13 protein-coding genes are annotated in these 17,145 nt (G+C 65.8%); 4 read left to right on the top strand and 9 right to left on the bottom strand.

Annotated elements, in window-relative coordinates; genetic code table 11:
- Positions 1-104: 104 nt before the first annotated feature.
- The 3 genes from EP7_RS18545 (at position 105) to EP7_RS18555 (ending at position 5,004) form a co-directional block, all read left to right on the top strand.
- Entirely contained in the window at positions 105-2,279 is a 2,175-nt protein-coding gene (locus EP7_RS18545; protein WP_463523390.1) for a glycosyltransferase family protein, read from the top strand.
- Between the two features lie 103 nt (positions 2,280-2,382).
- Positions 2,383-4,227, top strand: a complete 1,845-nt coding sequence (locus tag EP7_RS18550; RefSeq protein WP_463523391.1) for a hypothetical protein — start codon at positions 2,383-2,385, stop codon at positions 4,225-4,227.
- A 204-nt stretch (positions 4,228-4,431) separates the two neighbouring features.
- A complete protein-coding gene (locus tag EP7_RS18555) occupies positions 4,432-5,004 on the top strand; it encodes a hypothetical protein (RefSeq protein ID WP_463523393.1) in 573 nt (190 codons plus the stop codon).
- A gap of 62 nt (positions 5,005-5,066) precedes the next feature.
- Here EP7_RS18555 and EP7_RS18560 read toward each other — a convergent pair whose 3' ends face one another.
- The 7 genes from EP7_RS18560 to EP7_RS18590 all read right to left on the bottom strand — a co-directional run bounded on the left by EP7_RS18560 (position 5,067) and on the right by EP7_RS18590 (position 14,546).
- Positions 5,067-5,837, bottom strand: a complete 771-nt coding sequence (locus tag EP7_RS18560; RefSeq protein ID WP_463523394.1) for a hypothetical protein — start codon at positions 5,835-5,837, stop codon at positions 5,067-5,069.
- 115 nt (positions 5,838-5,952) lie between these two features.
- Positions 5,953-7,704 (bottom strand): GspE/PulE family protein, encoded by a 1,752-nt coding sequence (locus tag EP7_RS18565; RefSeq protein ID WP_463523396.1) that lies wholly within the window; start codon positions 7,702-7,704, stop codon positions 5,953-5,955.
- Positions 7,705-7,818: 114 nt separating this feature from the next.
- Positions 7,819-8,970, bottom strand: a complete 1,152-nt coding sequence (locus tag EP7_RS18570; protein ID WP_463523398.1) for a type IV pilus twitching motility protein PilT — start codon at positions 8,968-8,970, stop codon at positions 7,819-7,821.
- A 79-nt stretch (positions 8,971-9,049) separates the two neighbouring features.
- Positions 9,050-9,841, bottom strand: a complete 792-nt coding sequence (gene hisF / locus EP7_RS18575) for an imidazole glycerol phosphate synthase subunit HisF (protein WP_463523400.1) — start codon at positions 9,839-9,841, stop codon at positions 9,050-9,052.
- A 162-nt stretch (positions 9,842-10,003) separates the two neighbouring features.
- The gene (locus EP7_RS18580; RefSeq protein ID WP_463523402.1) at positions 10,004-11,977 is read right to left on the bottom strand and encodes an ATP-dependent DNA helicase; all 1,974 of its coding nucleotides are present in this window, start codon (positions 11,975-11,977) and stop codon (positions 10,004-10,006) included.
- Positions 11,978-12,034: 57 nt separating this feature from the next.
- Positions 12,035-13,069: a sulfur carrier protein ThiS gene (thiS, locus tag EP7_RS18585; RefSeq protein WP_463523404.1), complete on the bottom strand. Its 1,035-nt coding sequence runs from the start codon at positions 13,067-13,069 to the stop codon at positions 12,035-12,037.
- Positions 13,070-13,196: 127 nt separating this feature from the next.
- Positions 13,197-14,546: a hypothetical protein gene (locus EP7_RS18590; RefSeq protein ID WP_463523405.1), complete on the bottom strand. Its 1,350-nt coding sequence runs from the start codon at positions 14,544-14,546 to the stop codon at positions 13,197-13,199.
- Positions 14,547-14,849: 303 nt separating this feature from the next.
- Between EP7_RS18590 and EP7_RS18595 the strand changes: the two genes are divergently transcribed.
- Entirely contained in the window at positions 14,850-15,029 is a 180-nt protein-coding gene (locus tag EP7_RS18595) for a hypothetical protein (RefSeq protein ID WP_463523407.1), read from the top strand.
- A gap of 9 nt (positions 15,030-15,038) precedes the next feature.
- Here the strand turns inward: EP7_RS18595 and EP7_RS18600 are convergent, their stop codons facing one another.
- Positions 15,039-15,818 carry an RNA polymerase sigma factor gene (locus EP7_RS18600; RefSeq protein ID WP_463523409.1) on the bottom strand — a complete coding sequence of 260 codons (780 nt, stop codon included), beginning with the start codon at positions 15,816-15,818 and terminating at the stop codon, positions 15,039-15,041.
- A gap of 195 nt (positions 15,819-16,013) precedes the next feature.
- The gene (locus EP7_RS18605) at positions 16,014-17,111 is read right to left on the bottom strand and encodes a DSD1 family PLP-dependent enzyme (protein WP_463523411.1); all 1,098 of its coding nucleotides are present in this window, start codon (positions 17,109-17,111) and stop codon (positions 16,014-16,016) included.
- Positions 17,112-17,145 lie beyond the last annotated feature (34 nt).

Genomic DNA, 17,145 nt, shown 5'->3' on the forward strand with positions numbered 1-17,145 from the left:
CGATGAGGGGATGCCGAGAGGGCGACTTCGTCCCCATCGGCCGGCGCCGATTCTAGCGGCGGGCCCCAAAAGCGAGAAGGTCGGTCGCGGGGGGGCGGTCAGCGATGGGTCTCGCGGTCTCGGTCCTGTTGAACTCGCTGCTCGGGCTGGGCGCCTGGATCGCGGCGCGGTCGTGCTTTCGCCAGCGAGGTGGGCTGCCCCGCGCGATCGCGGCGGGCGTGCTGGCCTGGTCCTGGGCGGTCCTGGGGGTCGAGGTTCTGGGGGCCACCGGGTTCCTCGGCCGATGGCCGCTCGTCGGCTGGGCGACGCTGGGGCTTGCCACGGGGATCGGCGGCCGTCTCGTGCGCGGCACACTGGACGAGCCCGACGCGGGCCTGCCCGCGGGCAAGCTCGGGCCGATCGGGGTCGCGTCAATCGTCTCGACCTGGTGGGCTTGCCTCGTTCTGCTCACCCCTTCGCTCGTCTACGGCGTAAAGGTGGTGAGCGACGGTCCGATTTATCACCTCTACTTTGCGGTACGCTGGTGGAAAGCGGAAGCTTTGACGCTCGTCCCGATCCCGTTCGGCGAGAGTGCCGCGACCTACTTCCCGGCGGCCGGGGATGCCTGGTTTGCCTGGTTGGTGGCCGGGTATGGAGGGGAGCAGCTCGCCAAGGTGGGACAGGCCCCGTTCCTGATCCTCGCGGGATTCGCGGCCTACGGGCTGGCTCGGCGAATGGGCGCCTCGGCCGACTCCTCGGCCCTGGCCTCGGCCTGGTTCCTCACGGGTGCACCGCTCCTGCTCTTCGGTTTCGAGCCCAACGTCGACGTGATCTTCGTGGCCGCCTATCTGGCCTCGGCCTACTTCTTCGCGAGGTTCGCGCTCGGCGATGACGGGGCCGCCTCCCTGGCCCTGGGTGCCCTGTCGACGGGAGGGGCTTGGGCGACCAAGCCGACCGGGACAGTCTTCGTCCCGCCCATGCTCGCCTTGATCGCCTGGTCTGTCGCCCGCCAATCCTGCAAATCGGCGCGCACCAGGCGTCTGGAACTAGCCACACTGTTCGGCTGGACGCTCGTCATCCCGGCTTACTGGTGGGCCCGCAACGTCTGGTTGACGGGCAATCCGCTCTATCCCCTGCAAATTCGGGTCGGTGGGCTGGTGCTGCTTTCGGGCTGGTTCGACTCCGAGGCCATGACCCGGAGCGTCTACTATCGCCCGATGGCCGACTGGCGCGCGTTCGTCGACATCCTCGCCGCCGTGACCGACCCCCGGATGCTGCCGCTCTGGTTCGCCGCGATTCTCTTCGGGATCGGGAGCCGGAGGGCGAGGCCGGTGCTGACCTGGATCTGCGTGGGCGCGATCGCCAACGTGGCACTCTACTGGCTGCTGATCCCGTACCGGACCCAGCAGCGTTTCATGCTGCAAGGGATCGGACTGGCGGTCGCACCGCTGGCACTCCTCCTCGATCGATCGACGCTCCTACGATGGCTGGGCCTCGTCCTGCTCGTTGCCCATTTGATCACGCCCCAGACATGGCCGTTCGCCAACGTGGAGGCGGCGATTCCCTGGGACCTCTCGCCTCAGATTCCGAACATGGTGCCCGCGATGGTCGACATCGGTCGGCAGACGACCGCCCGGGTCGAGCATCTCTGGCTAGGCTTCGGCGCGGCGCTGATCGGCCTGTCCTGGTTGTGGGCCTCGGCGAGACCGACCGTGACGCGGCGGTGGGTGGCGTCTCTGGTCCCCTTGGGGGTCATTCTGGCAGCGGTCGCCGTCGATTGGCCCGCGGGGAAGGCGTCGATCTTGCGGTTCTACCCATCATTTCGCGATCACGTCGGCGGCTGGTTGGCCCTCGAGGAGCGGATGCCCTCGGCGGGGGCTCGCATCGCTTATGCCGGCACCAATATCCCTTACTACTTGTTCGGACAGCGGTTGCGAAACGACGTCAGGTACGTGAATGTTGACGATCATGCCGATTGGCTGATGCATGACTACCATCGGCGGGGCGTTGCCGAAGGCCTACCCAACTGGCCCAACTCGAGGCCCGGCTGGGACCGGATGCACCCGGACTACGCCGCCTGGCTGGCGAACCTGGAGCAGGCCGGAATCCAGATTCTGGTGACGACCCGCGTGAATCTCGGTGAAGGGGAGCACAACGCGGCGACCCCCGATGGTTTCCCGATTGAGGAGGCCTGGGCCGTCGCCCATCCCGAATCGTTCGAGCCGATCCACGGGGCGGCCGACGGCGATCGCCTGTTTCATGTTTACAGGGTGAAGTCGGCCGGGCCGAGAAGCCTCTGATCGGCCCTCGTCGAAATTCCGGCCGGATTTCTCGACGGATTACGTCCCGAGATCGCACTAACAAGGAAACGCGATCGACCGGACACCCGCGGGACGCACCGAGATGAGACTGACACTCCGAACGCTCCTGGCCTGGCTAGACGACACGCTCTCGCCGTCGCAAGTCCGCGAGATTGGCCAGCTGGTCAAGGACAGTCAATTCGCGCGTGACCTCGTGGATCGGACCCACCGTGTCACCCGCCAGCGTCGTCTGACGGTGCCGACGGGCCCCGAGGCCTCCGACCCCAACGTGGTTGCGGCCTACATCGACAATACGCTGCCCGCCGATCAGGTGAACGAGTTCGAGCGGATCTGCCTGACCTCGGACGTCCAGCTTGCCGAGGCGGCCAGTGTCCACCAGATCCTCAGTTTGCTCGGGCACAAGGCGAAGGTTCCGCCCGAGGCCAGGCAGCGGATGTACCGCCTGGTGAAGGGGCGTGAGGCGGTGACTCAGCAGACGATCCGGAAGGCCCCCGTCCCGCCGGTGGTCAAGTCTCACCACGTCTCGTCCGCTCCTGAGCCCAGGACGTTCGCCCCTCTGGAGGCGAGCCAGCGGGGCCCGATCGAGCGGTTCGGGCCGGCCGCCCTCGCCGTCGCGCTCATCGGCGTGCTACTGGCCTCGGCCTTGTACAGCCTCCCCTCGGATCGAGGCCCTGCCGTATCCAGGGACGAAATCCCGGCCATTGCCGAGGCTCCGAAGCCGGAGGTGAAGCCTGCCGCCAAGCCCAACGACGTTCCTCCCCCCGCCCTGACCAAGGTCGAGGCCAAGCCCGAGCCCGCCCCACCGACCGAGGAGCCCGAGGTCGCCGGCCTGCTGAACCTTCCCGCGGGAGCGATCGGAGGCCTGGCCCAGTCGCCCGGGGTCGTCTTGCGTGAGGACGAGGAGACCAAGGAATGGGGCCGGATGAAGGAGGGAGACGCCCTGAAGGCCGACGAGCGGGTCGTCAATCTCGACCCGTTCCGCGACACCTTCCAGGTTGGAAAGACCCGGCTCGAGATGGTCGGCGCCGGAGAGATTCATCCGCTGCCGAATACGGCCGATCAGAAGGGGAGGCTCCACCTCGACCGGGGCCGGATCCTGATCGGGCCGTTGGCCGACGGCGCCCGGCTCGCATTGGCTGAGGCCGTGGGCGACGTCTTGATCACACCGCCCCGCGACGGCAGGGTTGGTCTTGAACGGTTCTACGATGCAGGGAAACCGAGCCTCGACCTGCTCATTTCCGAAGGGAACGCGACCGTCTCGATTGGCGATGCCGTCCATGAACTCAAAGGGCCTGGCGTTTTCGAGCTAGCCGCCGACGCGGGGGCGCCGACCAAGACCGATGAGGAGCTTCCCGCCTGGTTCCTGGCCACGGAGCCGACCCCGTTTGCCAAAGGGATCGGCGAGAAATTCCTCTCCTACTTCAAGGAGGGCCGGCCCACCATCAACGTGTTGACCGAGGCCATGGACGACACCCAGAAGGACGTCCGCCAGGTGGCCATCGCCACCTTGGGCGTGCTGGGCGAGTGGTCCCTGATGGTCCCGTCGCTCGACAAGGCCAATGACCCACTCGCCAGGACCACCGCAATCGAAGTCTTGCGCGGGAGGCTTCAGGGCGGAGGACCCGGTGTCGAGGCCCTCCAGGCCGAGATCATGAAGGTGTTCGGAGACGAGGTCGGCGAGGTCGTCCAGAAGCTCCTCCTCGGGTTCTCCGAGGCCGAGTCCAAAGCCGACGCCACCTACACCCAGCTCGTCGCCGACCTGAATGCCCCCGAACTTGCCGTCAGGCAACTGGCGGTCGACAATCTGATTCGCCTGACCGGCCGCGACGACATGGAGTTCGATCCCGACAAGCCCGATGCCACGGGCCTGAAGAACTGGCAGGATTGGCTCGTCCAGCGCAAGGCCAATCCGGCCAATCGCCGCTGAGCCAGGCCTTAACTCGGTGTTCCGAAGCCCCGGTCCCTGGTTCCGCCCACGAACCTGGCGCCGGGGCTTCGCCGGTTTCTGGCCCGCCGGTTTGCCTGGACCGATCCCGCGAGACGGGGCAGAATGGCGCGGGACCGCCATGCGTCGGGGCGATCGTCGTTTCGCGACGCGGAAATCCCTGGTTTCCCGGGAAGGAACCCGACGATGCCTCGACTCATCTCTCGCCCTGTTCCCGTGCTCTGCGTCCTGGGCCTGGGTTACCTCGCAGGCTGGCTGACGGGCCAGATTTCCTCCCCTCAGCTGAAAGCCGGGGGGGGCGATCGATGGGGCGACTCGATCCTGACCGCAGGGTCGGTGTCGACGCAGTTCCATGAGGGCCTTAAGGTTCAGGTCACCCAGGACGCGCTCTATTTCCTCGACTATCGAGGGGGGCGACTGCTGGCGACCGTCCCCAACTCGATCGTCACGGCGACCGCGATCAAGCCGACGGGGACGACCAAGATGCTGGGCGAGTTCGCCGAGCGTGATCTGGCCGCCGACTTCAAGATCGACCCGGCCGTCGGCCCGACGCCGCACTTCCTGATGACACCGATGTCGCTGGGGATGGCCAGCGGCCTGCTGGCCGGGGTCAGCCCACTTTGCGTCGTCGAGACGACGACCAACCAGGTTGCCCTCTATCAGGTCGAGCAAACGAACGTGGGCGCGGCTTCGAAGATGCGAATCGACCTGAAAGAGCTGAAGTCGATGAGCAAGAGCGACGCCGGCCAGGGTCGCTGAGAGCGACCCCGCCGGCGTTTGAGTTTGATCGATTGACTTGCGACGATTCGTCAACGAAATCGTCAGGGATTCGTCGGGGCCAGGCCCCCGACGGCACCGGCGGTTCCTCCGGGAATCCCCGGCCCTGGGCGACCTTGCATCTGACCCTGCTGCCCGCCAGGGGCGCCGACCGGGGTCGGGGCGGCGCCGGTGGCCGCACTCGGGTCGGCCGGGGTATCGCCCAGGACCGATTCGTCGCCGTGGGGACGGGCTGCCATGTGGTCGATCAGCCATCGACCGTGCGGGTCGAAGGCGTGCGCGGTGCCGAACTCGCGGTCGCGGCTCTCGTTGCCATAGCGGGCGAACGGGTAGCCGCTGACGAACTGGAAGAAGCCGAGCCAGGATCGGTCGAGCCCCTGGCCGAACGGTGGCTTCGACTTGTAATCGATCGAGCCGAAGACCTTCTTGTCGACGGGCGAGGCCTCGTAGGCCAGCAGCATGATGCTCATCGTCACGATGCTGGCGCCGAGCCCGAAGATGATCCCGCCGATCATATACAGCATGGAAGGGAACCGGACCATCGCCGGCGCGATGCGGTCGGTGGTGATGCGGAGGACGAACAGCGAGCCGGCGTAGATCCCCATCAGGCAGAGCGAGTCGGCGAAGTTCTCGAGGAACGAGACGTTGGTGGCGATGATCGCCGCCAGGGGCTCGTAGAAGTTGAATGCGATCATGCCCGCGAACAGGGCATTGAAGAACATGAGCGCCGCGCCCCAGAGCCCTTCGCTCATCAGCGCGTAGGTCATGCCGAGCATGATGACGACGATTCCGACCTCGATCAACATCGGCGGCATGGCGGTGGGCCTCAGGGGCGAGTCGGACGCGGGGCCCGGGGGCACGCTCGCGCGGAAGTCAGACCGATGGACGATGAATTCGAGCCACAATCCTGGCGATCGCCGGGCGGCCCGGTTATTTGACGACGCGGAGCAATTCCTCGATCGAGGTCTTGCCCTGGATCACCTGGCGGAGGCCGTCTTCCTGGAGGTAGATCATCCCGTTCTTGCGGGCTTCTGCCTTGATCGCGTTGATCGAGGGATTCTCGCGGATCATGTCGCGGATCGGCTCGGTGATGATCAGCAGCTCGAAGATGCCGGTCCGGCCCAGGTAGCCGGTCCCGCCGCACATCGGGCAGACCTGCTGCATCTCGGCCGGCTTGCGGTAGAAGACGTCGACCTTGTCCGCCGGCAGGTTCGCCTTCTTGAGGAACTCGGGCTTGGGCTTGTACGGCTCCTTGCAGGTTTCGCAGAGGACCCGCACCAGCCGCTGGCCCAGCACCGCGGTGAGTGCCGAGGCGATCATGAATGGCTCGACGCCCAGGTCGAGCAGGCGGAAGAGGGCCGTGACGGTGTCATTGGCATGGACGGTGGAGAAGACCATGTGGCCAGTGGTCGCCGCCTGGCAGGCGATGTTGGCCGTCTCCTGGTCGCGGACTTCGCCGATCATGATCACGTCGGGGTCTTGCCGCAGGATCGACCGCAGGCTGCCGGCGAAGGTCTGGCCGCTCTTGGTGTTAATCTCCATCTGCGTGATGTTGTCGAGGTGATACTCGATCGGGTCTTCGACCGTGATGATGTTCTTCTGGAACCGGTCGATCTCACGCAGGGCGGCGTAAAGCGTGGTCGTCTTGCCCGAACCGGTCGGCCCGCAGCAGAGGAACATCCCGTGGGGCTGGGTGACCAGCGAACGGATCTCGCCGACCAGCTTGGGGCGCAGACCGACCTCGTCGATCCGGCCGACGCTGGAGGCGTTGTCCAGGATTCGCATGACCATCTTCTCGCCGGCCTTCGACCCGGACGTGGCCACGCGGAAGTCGACCTCGCGGCCTTCTAGCTTCGCCCCGAAGGAGCCGTCCTGCGGCTTACGCTTCTCGGAGATGTCCATCGCGGCCAGGACCTTGAAGACGTTCAGGACGGCGTCGCCGGTGGGCCGGTCAAATGGCTCGGCGGCGTGGAGGATGCCGTCGATCCGGTATCGGATGGCCAGCTTCTCGGTGTCGGGCTCCAGGTGGATGTCGGTCGCTCGCCTCAGCACGGCGTCGTAGACCAGCTCCTTGGCCGCCATGTACGACTTCGATTCCTCGGCGCGGCGGATCCGTTCGGGGTCGTTCTTCGAGGCACCCTGGCTCTTGCCGACGAACTCGATGGGCGGGCCCGAGCGGTCGGACGAGCCGGTGTCTCGGTTGAAGATCCCCCTCATCCCGGCCTTGTTCATCAGGCCGTTGGCCACCTCGCCCAGGTGATAGGCGGTGAGGACCTTGGAGTCGTCGGGCACCGTCTGGTTGCGGGCGTAAACGTAGGTGAGCAGCGGCACGAAGTAGGCCAGCAGCAGCAGGGTGATGCCGACCGGGTACATCGGAATGGAGAGCACCAGTGCCAGGCCGAGCAGGCCCGAGGCGAAGATGACGCTATTCCAGAGCTCGAACTTGACGTTGTTCAGCTCGCGGGTGTCGTCGTCCACCCAGTAGGTGGTCCAGGCCCAGAGCAGGTAGATGCCCAGGACCGGGATGAACTTGAAGAGGTTCAGGTAGAAGCCCGGGCCGCGGAACGGGGCGATGGCCGCCGACTGGGCGAGCAGGGCCCAGGGCTCGGAGGCATGGGCCCCGGCGGCCGAGCCCAGGAGGATCAGGGCGGTCGTCGCGATCACGGGGCGCGGGCGGATCATCGCACACCTTCCTCGGTCGGGGGCAGGGGCCGCCCCGCGTCGACCCTCGCGGTCGTACGGGGGCGGGGGCACCGTCGTCTTCGTGTCGTCGTCGTCTGCAATCGCGCGGGACGCTTAAAGGATACCCGGTTGGGAGATGGTAATCCCCTTAAGGGCCATTTTCAAAGTCTCGGGCGACGGAGCGACCTCGAAGGCCGTCGATCGCTCGATCTTCTCGGCGACGCAGAGTTGCCGCAGGCTCTCAGTGAAGTCCATCATTCCCTCGTCCTTGCCGATACGGATGGCGTCGCCCAGCTTGGTGTCTTCCTCGTTCAAGATCAGCTTGCGCACGGTCGGGTTGGTGCGCATGATCTCGACGGTCGGCACGCGGCCGACACCCTTGGCGGCCCATTCCTTGGTGGTCGGCAGCAGCTTCTGCGCGATGACCGCCTTCAGGTTGAAGGCCATCGACTGCCGCAGGGCCGAGTGCATGTCGCGGGGGAAGAGGTCCAGGATGCGGCTGATCGTCGACGGGGCGCTGGAGGCGTGGATGGTGCCGAAGACGAGGTGGCCCGTCTCGGCCGCGTGCATGGCCGCGCTGAAGGTCTCGCGATCACGCATCTCGCCCACCAGGATGATGTCGGGGTCCTGGCGCACGGCGTGCTTCAGGGCGATGTCCCAGTTGATGACGTCGATGCCGACCTCACGCTGGTTGATGATCGACTTATCATCCTTGAATGTGAATTCGATCGGGTCTTCGATCGTGACGATGTGATAGCGCTCGTTCTCGTTGATGAACTGGAGCATCGACGCGATGGTGGTGCTCTTGCCCGAGCCGGTGACGCCCGCCAGGATGATGATCCCTTGGTCGTACTTGGTGATCTCGGCCATGATCGGCGGCAGGCCGAGCCCCTCGAAGTTGGGGATCGACGTATTCACGCGGCGGGCGACCAGGCTGAGCCGGCTGCGCTGCTTGAAGAGATTCACGCGGAACCGGGTCTCGTCCTTGCCGTCGTAGATGATGTGGGCGAAGTCGACGCCCCCTTCCTCGTCGAGAATGCTCCGCTGGCGCGGGTTGAGCAGCGGGAACATCAGCCGTTCCATATCGGCGGCCGACAGCTCGGGCAGCTGCATCTGGCGCAGGACACCCGAGAGGCGCATCGCGGGGGCAAGCCCCACCTTCAGGTGGAGGTCGGACCCCTTGTGCTTCATCACCATCCGGAAGAGCTTGTTGGCCTCGGGCTCGCTTGCAGGAACTTCGACGATGGATTCGATCGCGGTGGCCATGGGCAAGAAGTCCTCCGGCGAGAGCCTGAAGTGGCGGGAATCGATTCGCGGGACGTGGCTCGTTGGGGCGGGATCCGGATCAATGGAGGCCGGCGTGGGCCTCGACCCTGCGGACGTGCACTCCGTGCTCGGACAGATAGTCCTTGACCTCGCCGATTCCGTACTGACGATAGTGGAAGATGCTCGCGGCCAGGGCGGCCGAGGCCCCCCCCTCGTCGAGCGCCGCACGCAGGTGCTCCGGCGAGCCGGCGCCGCCGGAGGCGACCACGGGGATCTCCACGGCGTCGGCCACGGCGCGAGTCATCGGCAGGTCGTAGCCGTCCTTCGTGCCGTCGGCGTCCATGCTGGTCAGCACGATCTCGCCGGCGCCCATCCGCTCGACCTCGCGAGCCCAGTCGACCGCCTCGTGCTCTGTGGGGATCCGGCCGCCGTTGATGTGCACCATCCAGCGTTCGCGGCCGTCGACCGTCACCCGTTTCGGGTCGATGTTCACCACGATGCATTGCCGGCCAAACCGGCGGGCCGCGGCGCGGACGAACTCGGGGTCGCGCACGGCCGCCGAGTTGATCGAAACCTTGTCGGCCCCGGCATTGAGCAACGCCCGGATATCGTCCAGGGTGCGGATTCCGCCGCCGACTGTCAGCGGCATGAAGCAGACGTCGGCCGTGCGAGCCACGACGTCGAGGATGATCCCGCGCCCCTCGTGGCTGGCCGTGATGTCGAGGAAGACCAGCTCGTCAGCCCCTTCGGCGTCATATCGGGCGGCTACCTCGACGGGATCGCCCGCGTCGCGAAGCTGGACGAAGTTCGTCCCCTTGACCACGCGGCCCTTGTTCACGTCGAGGCAGGGGATGATCCGCTTGGCGAGCATACGAGTCCGTGGTCTTTTGACATCCGGGGAGCCGAAAGTGGGGCACCCGCTCACCCGGTATTGTATCTCACGGAATGCATCAATCCTAGCGGCTTGGTCCAGTTCGCTCGGGCCCGGGCATTCCCGGCCCGGTTCCCCCCTCGACGCCTCCCTCGATCCGGCTCAGCGACTCAGGTCCAGCACCTCGACGATCCGCTCGCAGTCGGGCAGCGATGCCAGGAATTGCCTTCCATAGGGCTTCGTCAGCACCCTAGGGTCGAGGATCACCACGTTTCCCGTGTCGGTCCTCGTGCGGATCAGGCGGCCGAACCCTTGTTTTAGCTTGATGATCGCCTCGGGAATCTGATGCTCGGCGAACGGGTTCCCCCCGCGCTTGCGGATCGCCTCCAGCCGTGCCTCCAGCAACGGGCGATCGGGGACGCTGAATGGGAGCCGGACGATGATGACGTTGGAGAGGGTCTCGCCCGGCAGGTCGACCCCTTGCCAGAAGCTCTCGGCGCCGAAGATCACGCTGCGTACGTCGGCCTTGAATGCCTCGATCATCTTGGATCGAGGCATGCCGTCGCATTGGGCCAGCAGCGTCATATCATGCTCGGCGAACCAGGGGGCAAGGTCGCGCGCCGCTCGTTCAAGCATCCTGTGTGACGTGAACAAGACCAGGGCCCGCCCGTTGCTCCGCCCGACGTAGTGGCGGATCGCGCGGACGGCCGCGTCCTCGAAGGCCGATGGATTTTCCGAGGGATCGGGCAGGTTCCTCGGGATCGTGATCGTCGCTTGCTTCTTGTAGTCAAACGGGCTGCCGTGCCTTGCCGTGCCGCACTTGGTCATGCCAAGGCGACTCTTGGCGAATGTGAAGGAGGGGGGTGAGCTGACGCTCATGGTCGCCGAAGTGAGGATGCACGTCGGGCCGGCATCGAACAGCTCGCGTTTCAAGACCGGCCCTGCTTCCAGCGGGGCGCTGGCGAGCGTGATCCTCGGGCGTGTGCCCGGCTCGAAGTCGACCCAGTAGACCGTGTCCTTGATCGTCTGGCCGAGCCAGGCAGCCACCGAGTTGGCCAGGACCTCGCACCGCTCGGAGGATGAGGTCAGCTCGATCCGCTGGTCCTCGGCCTCTGTCTCCTGCGCCGCCCCATCGAGGGCCGTCGAGAGCTTGCGGAGCTCTTCGGAGAGCACGTCGGGCCAGACAACCGGGGACCTGAGCCGCCCGTTGCCGCTGGCTGCCTTCGACCTCCAGTCGGCGGCTCGCGTGAAGAGTTCGGAGGTGGCGTGGCGTGTCCTCCGCACCTGATCGATCACCTCGTTGAGCTGCATGTAGGCGAGCAGGCCCTTGCGGCTCCGGTCGTTGTAGAGCCGGCCCAGGAGGAACTCGATCTGGGTGTTGGCCGCACGCATCCCCAGGTGCTCGCTTGCGACCGACTCAAGCATGTGGGCTTCGTCGACGATCACCACGTCATAGTCGGGCAGCAGGCTTGCCCCCTCGCTTCGAAGGGCGAGGTCGCTAATCAGCAAAGCGTGATTGACGATCAGGATATTGGCCGTACGCATCCGCTGCCTGGCTTTGTAGTAATGGCAGTCGCGGAAGCGCCTGCATTGCTTTCCAAGGCAATTTCCGTGCTCGCTGGCCACGGCATCCCAGACCGCGGGCGACGGCTTGAACGAAATGTCGGACCGGCTGCCGTCGGTGGTCGATCCCGCCCAGAGTTTGAGGTCGACCAGCTGGTCGATGTCCTCGGGGCGCTGGAACGTCGATCCGGCTCGCGCGGTCGCGGCCTCAAGCCTTCGCAGGCTGATGTAGTTGGACCGCCCTTTGACCAGCACCGCCGAGAACTCGTGCGGCATCACGGCGCGCAGGAAGGGGATGTCCTTGTCGAGGAGCTGTTCCTGGAGGCTGATGGTGTGGGTCGAGATCACGACCTTCTTGCCCGCCTCGGCCGCGGCCAGGATGGCCGGCACCAGGTAGGCGAAGCTCTTGCCGACGCCGGTGCCGGCCTCGACCATCAGGTGCTCGCCCGCCTCGATGGCGCGTGCGACGGCCTGGGCCATTTGGAGCTGCTCGGGCCGGCTCTCATAGCCCGGCAGGCGCCTGGCGATCGAGCCGCCTGGCCCTAGGACGGGTGCCGGATCGAATAACGACATCCCTGTTTCCCTCTGTGCGACCCGATCCCGCGTGCCGCCGGCGGAGATGTCCGTCGGTCAGGTGCCGACGCGCCCATCGATCGGGCTCGACGCGGTCGCGTACAGCTTCCGTGCAATCCGCCCTGCGCCGCTGGCAAGGCGGCCCGCCTCGACGGCCAGCCGCATGGCGACGGCCATCCGCGCCGGGTCAGCGGCCCCGGCGATCCCCGTGTTCAATAGCACGCCGTCGCACCCCAGCTCCATGGCGAACGCGACGTCGCTTGCAGTCCCCACCCCGGCATCGATGATCACCGGGTAGGTGGGATCGTCCCCCTTCAGGTCTTCCAAGATGATCCGGATGTTGTTGGGGTTGAGCACCCCCTGACCGCTGCCAATCGGGCTTCCGGCCGGCATCACGCTGGCGGCGCCGGCGGCCTTGAGGCGGCGGGCCATCACGGGATCGTCGCTGGTGTAGCAGAGCACCTGGAAGCCTTCGGCCACGAGAACTTCGGTCGCCTCCAGGGTCGCCAGGGGGTCGGGCAGGAGGGTCCTGGTGTCGGCCAGGACTTCGAGCTTGACCCAGTCGGCCCCGGGGTTTCCCAGGTTCGTCAGCAGTTCACGGCCCAGCCTTGCGGTACGCAGGGCGTCCTCGGCGTTGAAGCAGCCGGCCGTGTTGGGCAGGATCGTGTACCGTTTGGGATCGAGGAACTCGAGCAGGCTCCGCCCTTCGCGGTCGAAGAGGCGTTCGCGCCTCACGGCAACCGTGACCACCTCGCAGCCGCTGAGCGCTAGGCAGTCGCGCATCAGCTCCAGGGTGGCGTACTTGCCAGTCCCGACCAGAAGACGGCTGCGGAATGAGTGCGTGCCGATCACCAGGGGGGGGGCCTCGGGCAGCCCGCCCAGCTCGTCTCCCGATCCGCCACCAACCAGGGTGACGATCTCGACGACATCCCCGCCGGTCAGGGCGACCTCGGCATGGCGTGCCCTGGGGACGATGTCGCGGTTTCGCTCCACGGCCACTTGCTCGGGCTTCACGCCCAGCGACCGGACGAGATCGGCGACGCTCGATGGATCCGGGACTTCACGCCGCTGGCCATTCAGGGTGATGATCACTGTTCGCCCGTCTACCCGCCCGGACCGCCGCCCGCCGGCTCCGGCCCGACCTCGGGCCCGCCTCGTGCGTCGCGTTCGCCAGTCGCCATGGTAAATATGCGCCCACCATGCGGTCAAGCGGCCCCGTTCACGAACCGTCAGTCGCGGCCGCCCTAAGTCGCTGCCGCTCGAGAACCTCGAGGTTGCAGGCCAGGCCGCTGTAGAAGATGTAAATGATGCCGAGCTCCCAGGTCAGGAAGACGCTCAGCCAGGTGACAGTCCCGACGATACTTGCCGCGAATAGCCCGGAGGCCAGCGGCGCGTACGGGCCCACCTTCGCCCAGGCGATCTTGCCGTACCGGTAGATCATGCACACCGTGATGAGGTGGAACGAGAAGAGGAAAAAATATCCCGATTGCAGGGTGCTGAGGATGTAATGGCTGTCGATCGACCTGGAGAAGACCCCGGCCACGTTGTACCTCGACATGTAACCCTGAAGGTCCGGGCCGAGCCCGGTCATGCCCGCGTCCCTGAGCGCGACGGCAAAGACCTTGTACTGCAGGATCCGATGCCGGGCGCTGTTGTACATGTACGGCTCGCCCTCGATGAAGATCATCGAGTTGCCGGTCTCATCCTCGCCCCCCATCGATGCGATCACGGAGATCGCCATTTCCTCGCCGAGGACCAAGCCCGCCGCGGCGACCGCCAAAGCCAGGCCCATCAGGAAGCGATGGCGAGAGCGTGTGAAGGCGATCAGGTAGAGGGACTCGAAGAACCCCAGGATCGCGCCTCGGGTCAGGGTGGTCACGATCGCCAGCAGGTTCATCCCCGGATAGAACCACTTGCCGATTCTCGACCTCGATGTCTTCCGGGATGCCACGAGGCACCAGGGGAGCATCATGACCATCACCTGCCCCATCGTGATCGGGTGGCCGAAGAAATTGTGGGCCCTCGACATTCCGAACCGCCCGCCCTCTGTGAGATACCAGACGCCGAGAAGCTTGGTCGACAGGCTGACGTGGGTCACCGCTTCGAAGAGGCCGATCAGGGCATTCACCACGCAGAGCCCGCCGACGATTCGACTGACCTTGGGGATGTCATCGGCCGACACCAGGAAGATCCGGCCCATGACGTAAGGCAGGAGCCACTGGCAGAACGCGGATGGGATGGACATCGGCGTCTGCTCGTTGTGGGAGAACTGCGACGCCAGGATCGCGATCGGGGCCAGGACCGCGGCGACGTCGCTGATCATGAACCGATAGCGGGGCAGCGGCACCGGGCTGACGAGATAGCTGATCAGGCAACTGAGCCCGGCGACCATCGGGAAATTGATGACGAACCCGCCGGTCGGCACGAATCGCAGGGCGCCCGGCAGGATCAACAGCGACATGAGCCAGACGACCCACATCCCCTCCCGCCATCGCCGCTGGAGTGCATACCAGAGATTGAGGAGGATGATCCCCGCGGAGAACGCGAAGAAGCAAATCGTGTAGAGCATCGTGGTCGATTTGACTCGGCTCGGCGGTGCGGGGAATTGGTGACCGATTCTAATCGAACTCGACGCCGGTGCGGGCCAGGTTCACGGGATAGGTAAAGCTCTCGACGCGAGCGGTGGCCTCGGCTCCCGGTGGCTCCGGGCGGATGCGACGGCTAGGTCTTCGCCCTTCGAAGCGCGTCCCGGGTCAATCCAACATAGACGCGCCGTCGATCCCGCACTATCGTTTTCGAAGAAACACCCCGCCCCGACCGTGGCGGGCGGGCGACCTCCCTCGTCCCCAACGCCGTTCCGAAGGAGGAACTGATGTCCGGACCGATCATCCGCAAGTACGGATTCCCCAACTTCGAAGAGATCTTCGGCAAGAGGGAGATGAAGCACGGCGTCGACCCCGCCGAGGCTTCCAAGCCCCAATCAACCAAGGATGAGCCTTCCAAGCCGGTGCCGACCGTGGGAGAAGACGCCGGCGTGAAGAAGCCGAATTGAGGGCCCCGCTCAGCCGTTTAGGTCCGCCGACAGGGCATCGCGGAGCTTCTGGAAGGCCCTCGTCTTCTCGTTGCTGACCGTCTTGGGCGCGACGCCCCAGCGGGATGCGATCTCGGCGGGGGTCTCGCCTCGCATTGTGGAATCGATCAGGTCCGCTTCGCGGGTCGTCAGCGTCTTCGATACCGCCTGCCGGATCGTCGAGGACCAGTCATCCGGGTCGGGAGAAGGAGCGACGGCCACCATCGAAGATTCGACCAGGTCGAGCGGCTGGTAGGAGCGTTCTCGCTGGGCCCGCTTCTTGACCGTGTCGATGGCGCGGAAGAAGTCGGGCCCCTCGACCGTCTCGCGACTCAGGACGTCGCGAATGCCCGAATGGCCGATCTCACCCAGGAGGTCATCAAATCGGTCCCGTCCCAGGGTCTGAAGCAGGGTGACGTAAACGGCCTGGGTGCTGTCCTCATGCTTCTGGGGAGCGATTCCGGCGCGGGACCACGCCCGGGTCAGATAGCGGTCGAGTTGGCCGAGCCCCTTGATGACGTCGGCGGATTGGTCGAGGGCAGTCGTCTTGCCCAGGAGGTCCGAGAGACGAGTCTGGCCGAGCGCCGCGTCCCAGGCGGATGTATCGCCTGCGAGCGATGAGCCGTAGGCCGCGTTCGGCTCGACCGTCGATCGCTCGGCGGCCAGGTCGGCCAGGAGATTCGAAGCCGCGTCGAGCAGACGCACGGCCTCGAGCGTCTCGACCGTCGGCCGATAGCTGCGTCGTCGCTTTTGAGGTCCGCGATCGGTCACCGCTCGCCACTCCCTGCGTGTGGAAATGCCCCGACTCCGCCGAGATGCGGCGAGAGTATCGGAACGCCCGACTTCCATCGAGTCCAATTCTCTAGACTACGATATCATGCACGCAATTGTTCGGCAAGCACGGATGTTGCCTCGAGGTGTGCTGACTCCTTGAATGTAGTTCATCTCCTATGTGCTTGAGAACACTTATTGCAACATTCCTCGCCCGGCGATCGGCCAGGATGCCTCGACCCGGCCCCGTCGATGGGCCAAAACACGGTCGTGGAGCACGAAAGTCAGGTCGCTATAACCGGGAATTAATTCCAAGAATTCTCCGATTCGTGGGTCGGCTCCTTCCGGCAAATCGACGGTCGCGTGCTCGGCCGAGAGCCCGACCACCCGATAATCGGGGTGTCCCTTCACGGTGGGCGGGGTCCGGTGCTCGCTCATCGACTTCAGTCCGGCGTCGAGGATGGCCCGGCCAGGCCGAGGCCGACTGACCACCGTCGTCAGGACGGTCAGGGCAGGGGAGTGCTCGACGACCTGGCAGACCTTCGAATAGTAATTGCAATAGAAGATGCCGCCCCCTGCCTGCAATTCGGTGGTCCCGGGCAGATCGGCGGTGACCTGGTACGAGCCGGTCCCGCCGGCGGAGACGATCCGGGTGGGCAAGCCTGCCGCGTTGACGGCCTCCCTGGCAAGATTCAAGCGGCCGATCGCCGCTACGATCGCCGCTTGCTTCTCAACGACGTCGGGCATGGGGACGGTATGGCCCTCGTATCCCATCACTCCATCGAACCGAAGGCCTGGTGCGTCGGCAACTTGCCTTGCAAGCTTTACGGCGGCCTCAGGCGACGTGACCCCCGTCCTTCCCATCCCCAGGTCCACATCGACGAGCAGGCCGACCGTTGTGCCGGCCTCGATCGCCGCCCGGGAGATCGGCCCGACTTGGTCGATGTGGTCGACCGTCGCCTTCACGTCGGCAATCCGCTGGAGCGCCGCCAGGCGGCGGACCTTGCTCTGGCCGACGACGAGGTGGGCGATGAGGATGTCATCGATTCCTCCCTGGGCCATGACCTCGGCCTCGGAGATCTTGGCCACCGTCACGCCGATCGCCCCGAAGCATTTCAGCCTGTGGGCAATCACCGGCGACTTGAACGCCTTGGAGTGCGGCCGCCACTGGATCCCACGCTCCGCGAGGTGCCCGGCCATCTTCGCCGCGTTGTGTTCGAAAGCGTCGAGGTCGAGGAGGAGGGCAGGGGAGTCGAGCTGATCCAGGGTGAGGCCGACTGGGCTGAGCAGCATCGTTCGAAGCTCTCCGGAATCGAGGCATGCGGAA

It is taken from the genome of Isosphaeraceae bacterium EP7, assembly GCA_038400315.1.
Taxonomy (GTDB): Bacteria; Planctomycetota; Planctomycetia; order Isosphaerales; family Isosphaeraceae; genus EP7.

Excerpts from the sequence above, each read along its gene's own strand:
- EP7_RS18545 (WP_463523390.1), top strand. The coding sequence starts at position 105 with ATGGGTCTCGCGGTCTCGGTCCTGTTGAACTCGCTGCTCGGGCTGGGC.
- EP7_RS18550 (WP_463523391.1), top strand. The coding sequence starts at position 2,383 with ATGAGACTGACACTCCGAACGCTCCTGGCCTGGCTAGACGACACGCTC.
- EP7_RS18555 (WP_463523393.1), top strand. The coding sequence starts at position 4,432 with ATGCCTCGACTCATCTCTCGCCCTGTTCCCGTGCTCTGCGTCCTGGGC.
- EP7_RS18560 (WP_463523394.1), bottom strand. The coding sequence starts at position 5,837 with ATGCCGCCGATGTTGATCGAGGTCGGAATCGTCGTCATCATGCTCGGC.
- EP7_RS18565 (WP_463523396.1), bottom strand. The coding sequence starts at position 7,704 with ATGATCCGCCCGCGCCCCGTGATCGCGACGACCGCCCTGATCCTCCTG.
- EP7_RS18570 (WP_463523398.1), bottom strand. The coding sequence starts at position 8,970 with ATGGCCACCGCGATCGAATCCATCGTCGAAGTTCCTGCAAGCGAGCCC.
- hisF (WP_463523400.1), bottom strand. The coding sequence starts at position 9,841 with ATGCTCGCCAAGCGGATCATCCCCTGCCTCGACGTGAACAAGGGCCGC.
- EP7_RS18580 (WP_463523402.1), bottom strand. The coding sequence starts at position 11,977 with ATGTCGTTATTCGATCCGGCACCCGTCCTAGGGCCAGGCGGCTCGATC.
- EP7_RS18590 (WP_463523405.1), bottom strand. The coding sequence starts at position 14,546 with ATGCTCTACACGATTTGCTTCTTCGCGTTCTCCGCGGGGATCATCCTC.
- EP7_RS18595 (WP_463523407.1), top strand. The coding sequence starts at position 14,850 with ATGTCCGGACCGATCATCCGCAAGTACGGATTCCCCAACTTCGAAGAG.
- EP7_RS18605 (WP_463523411.1), bottom strand. The coding sequence starts at position 17,111 with ATGCTGCTCAGCCCAGTCGGCCTCACCCTGGATCAGCTCGACTCCCCT.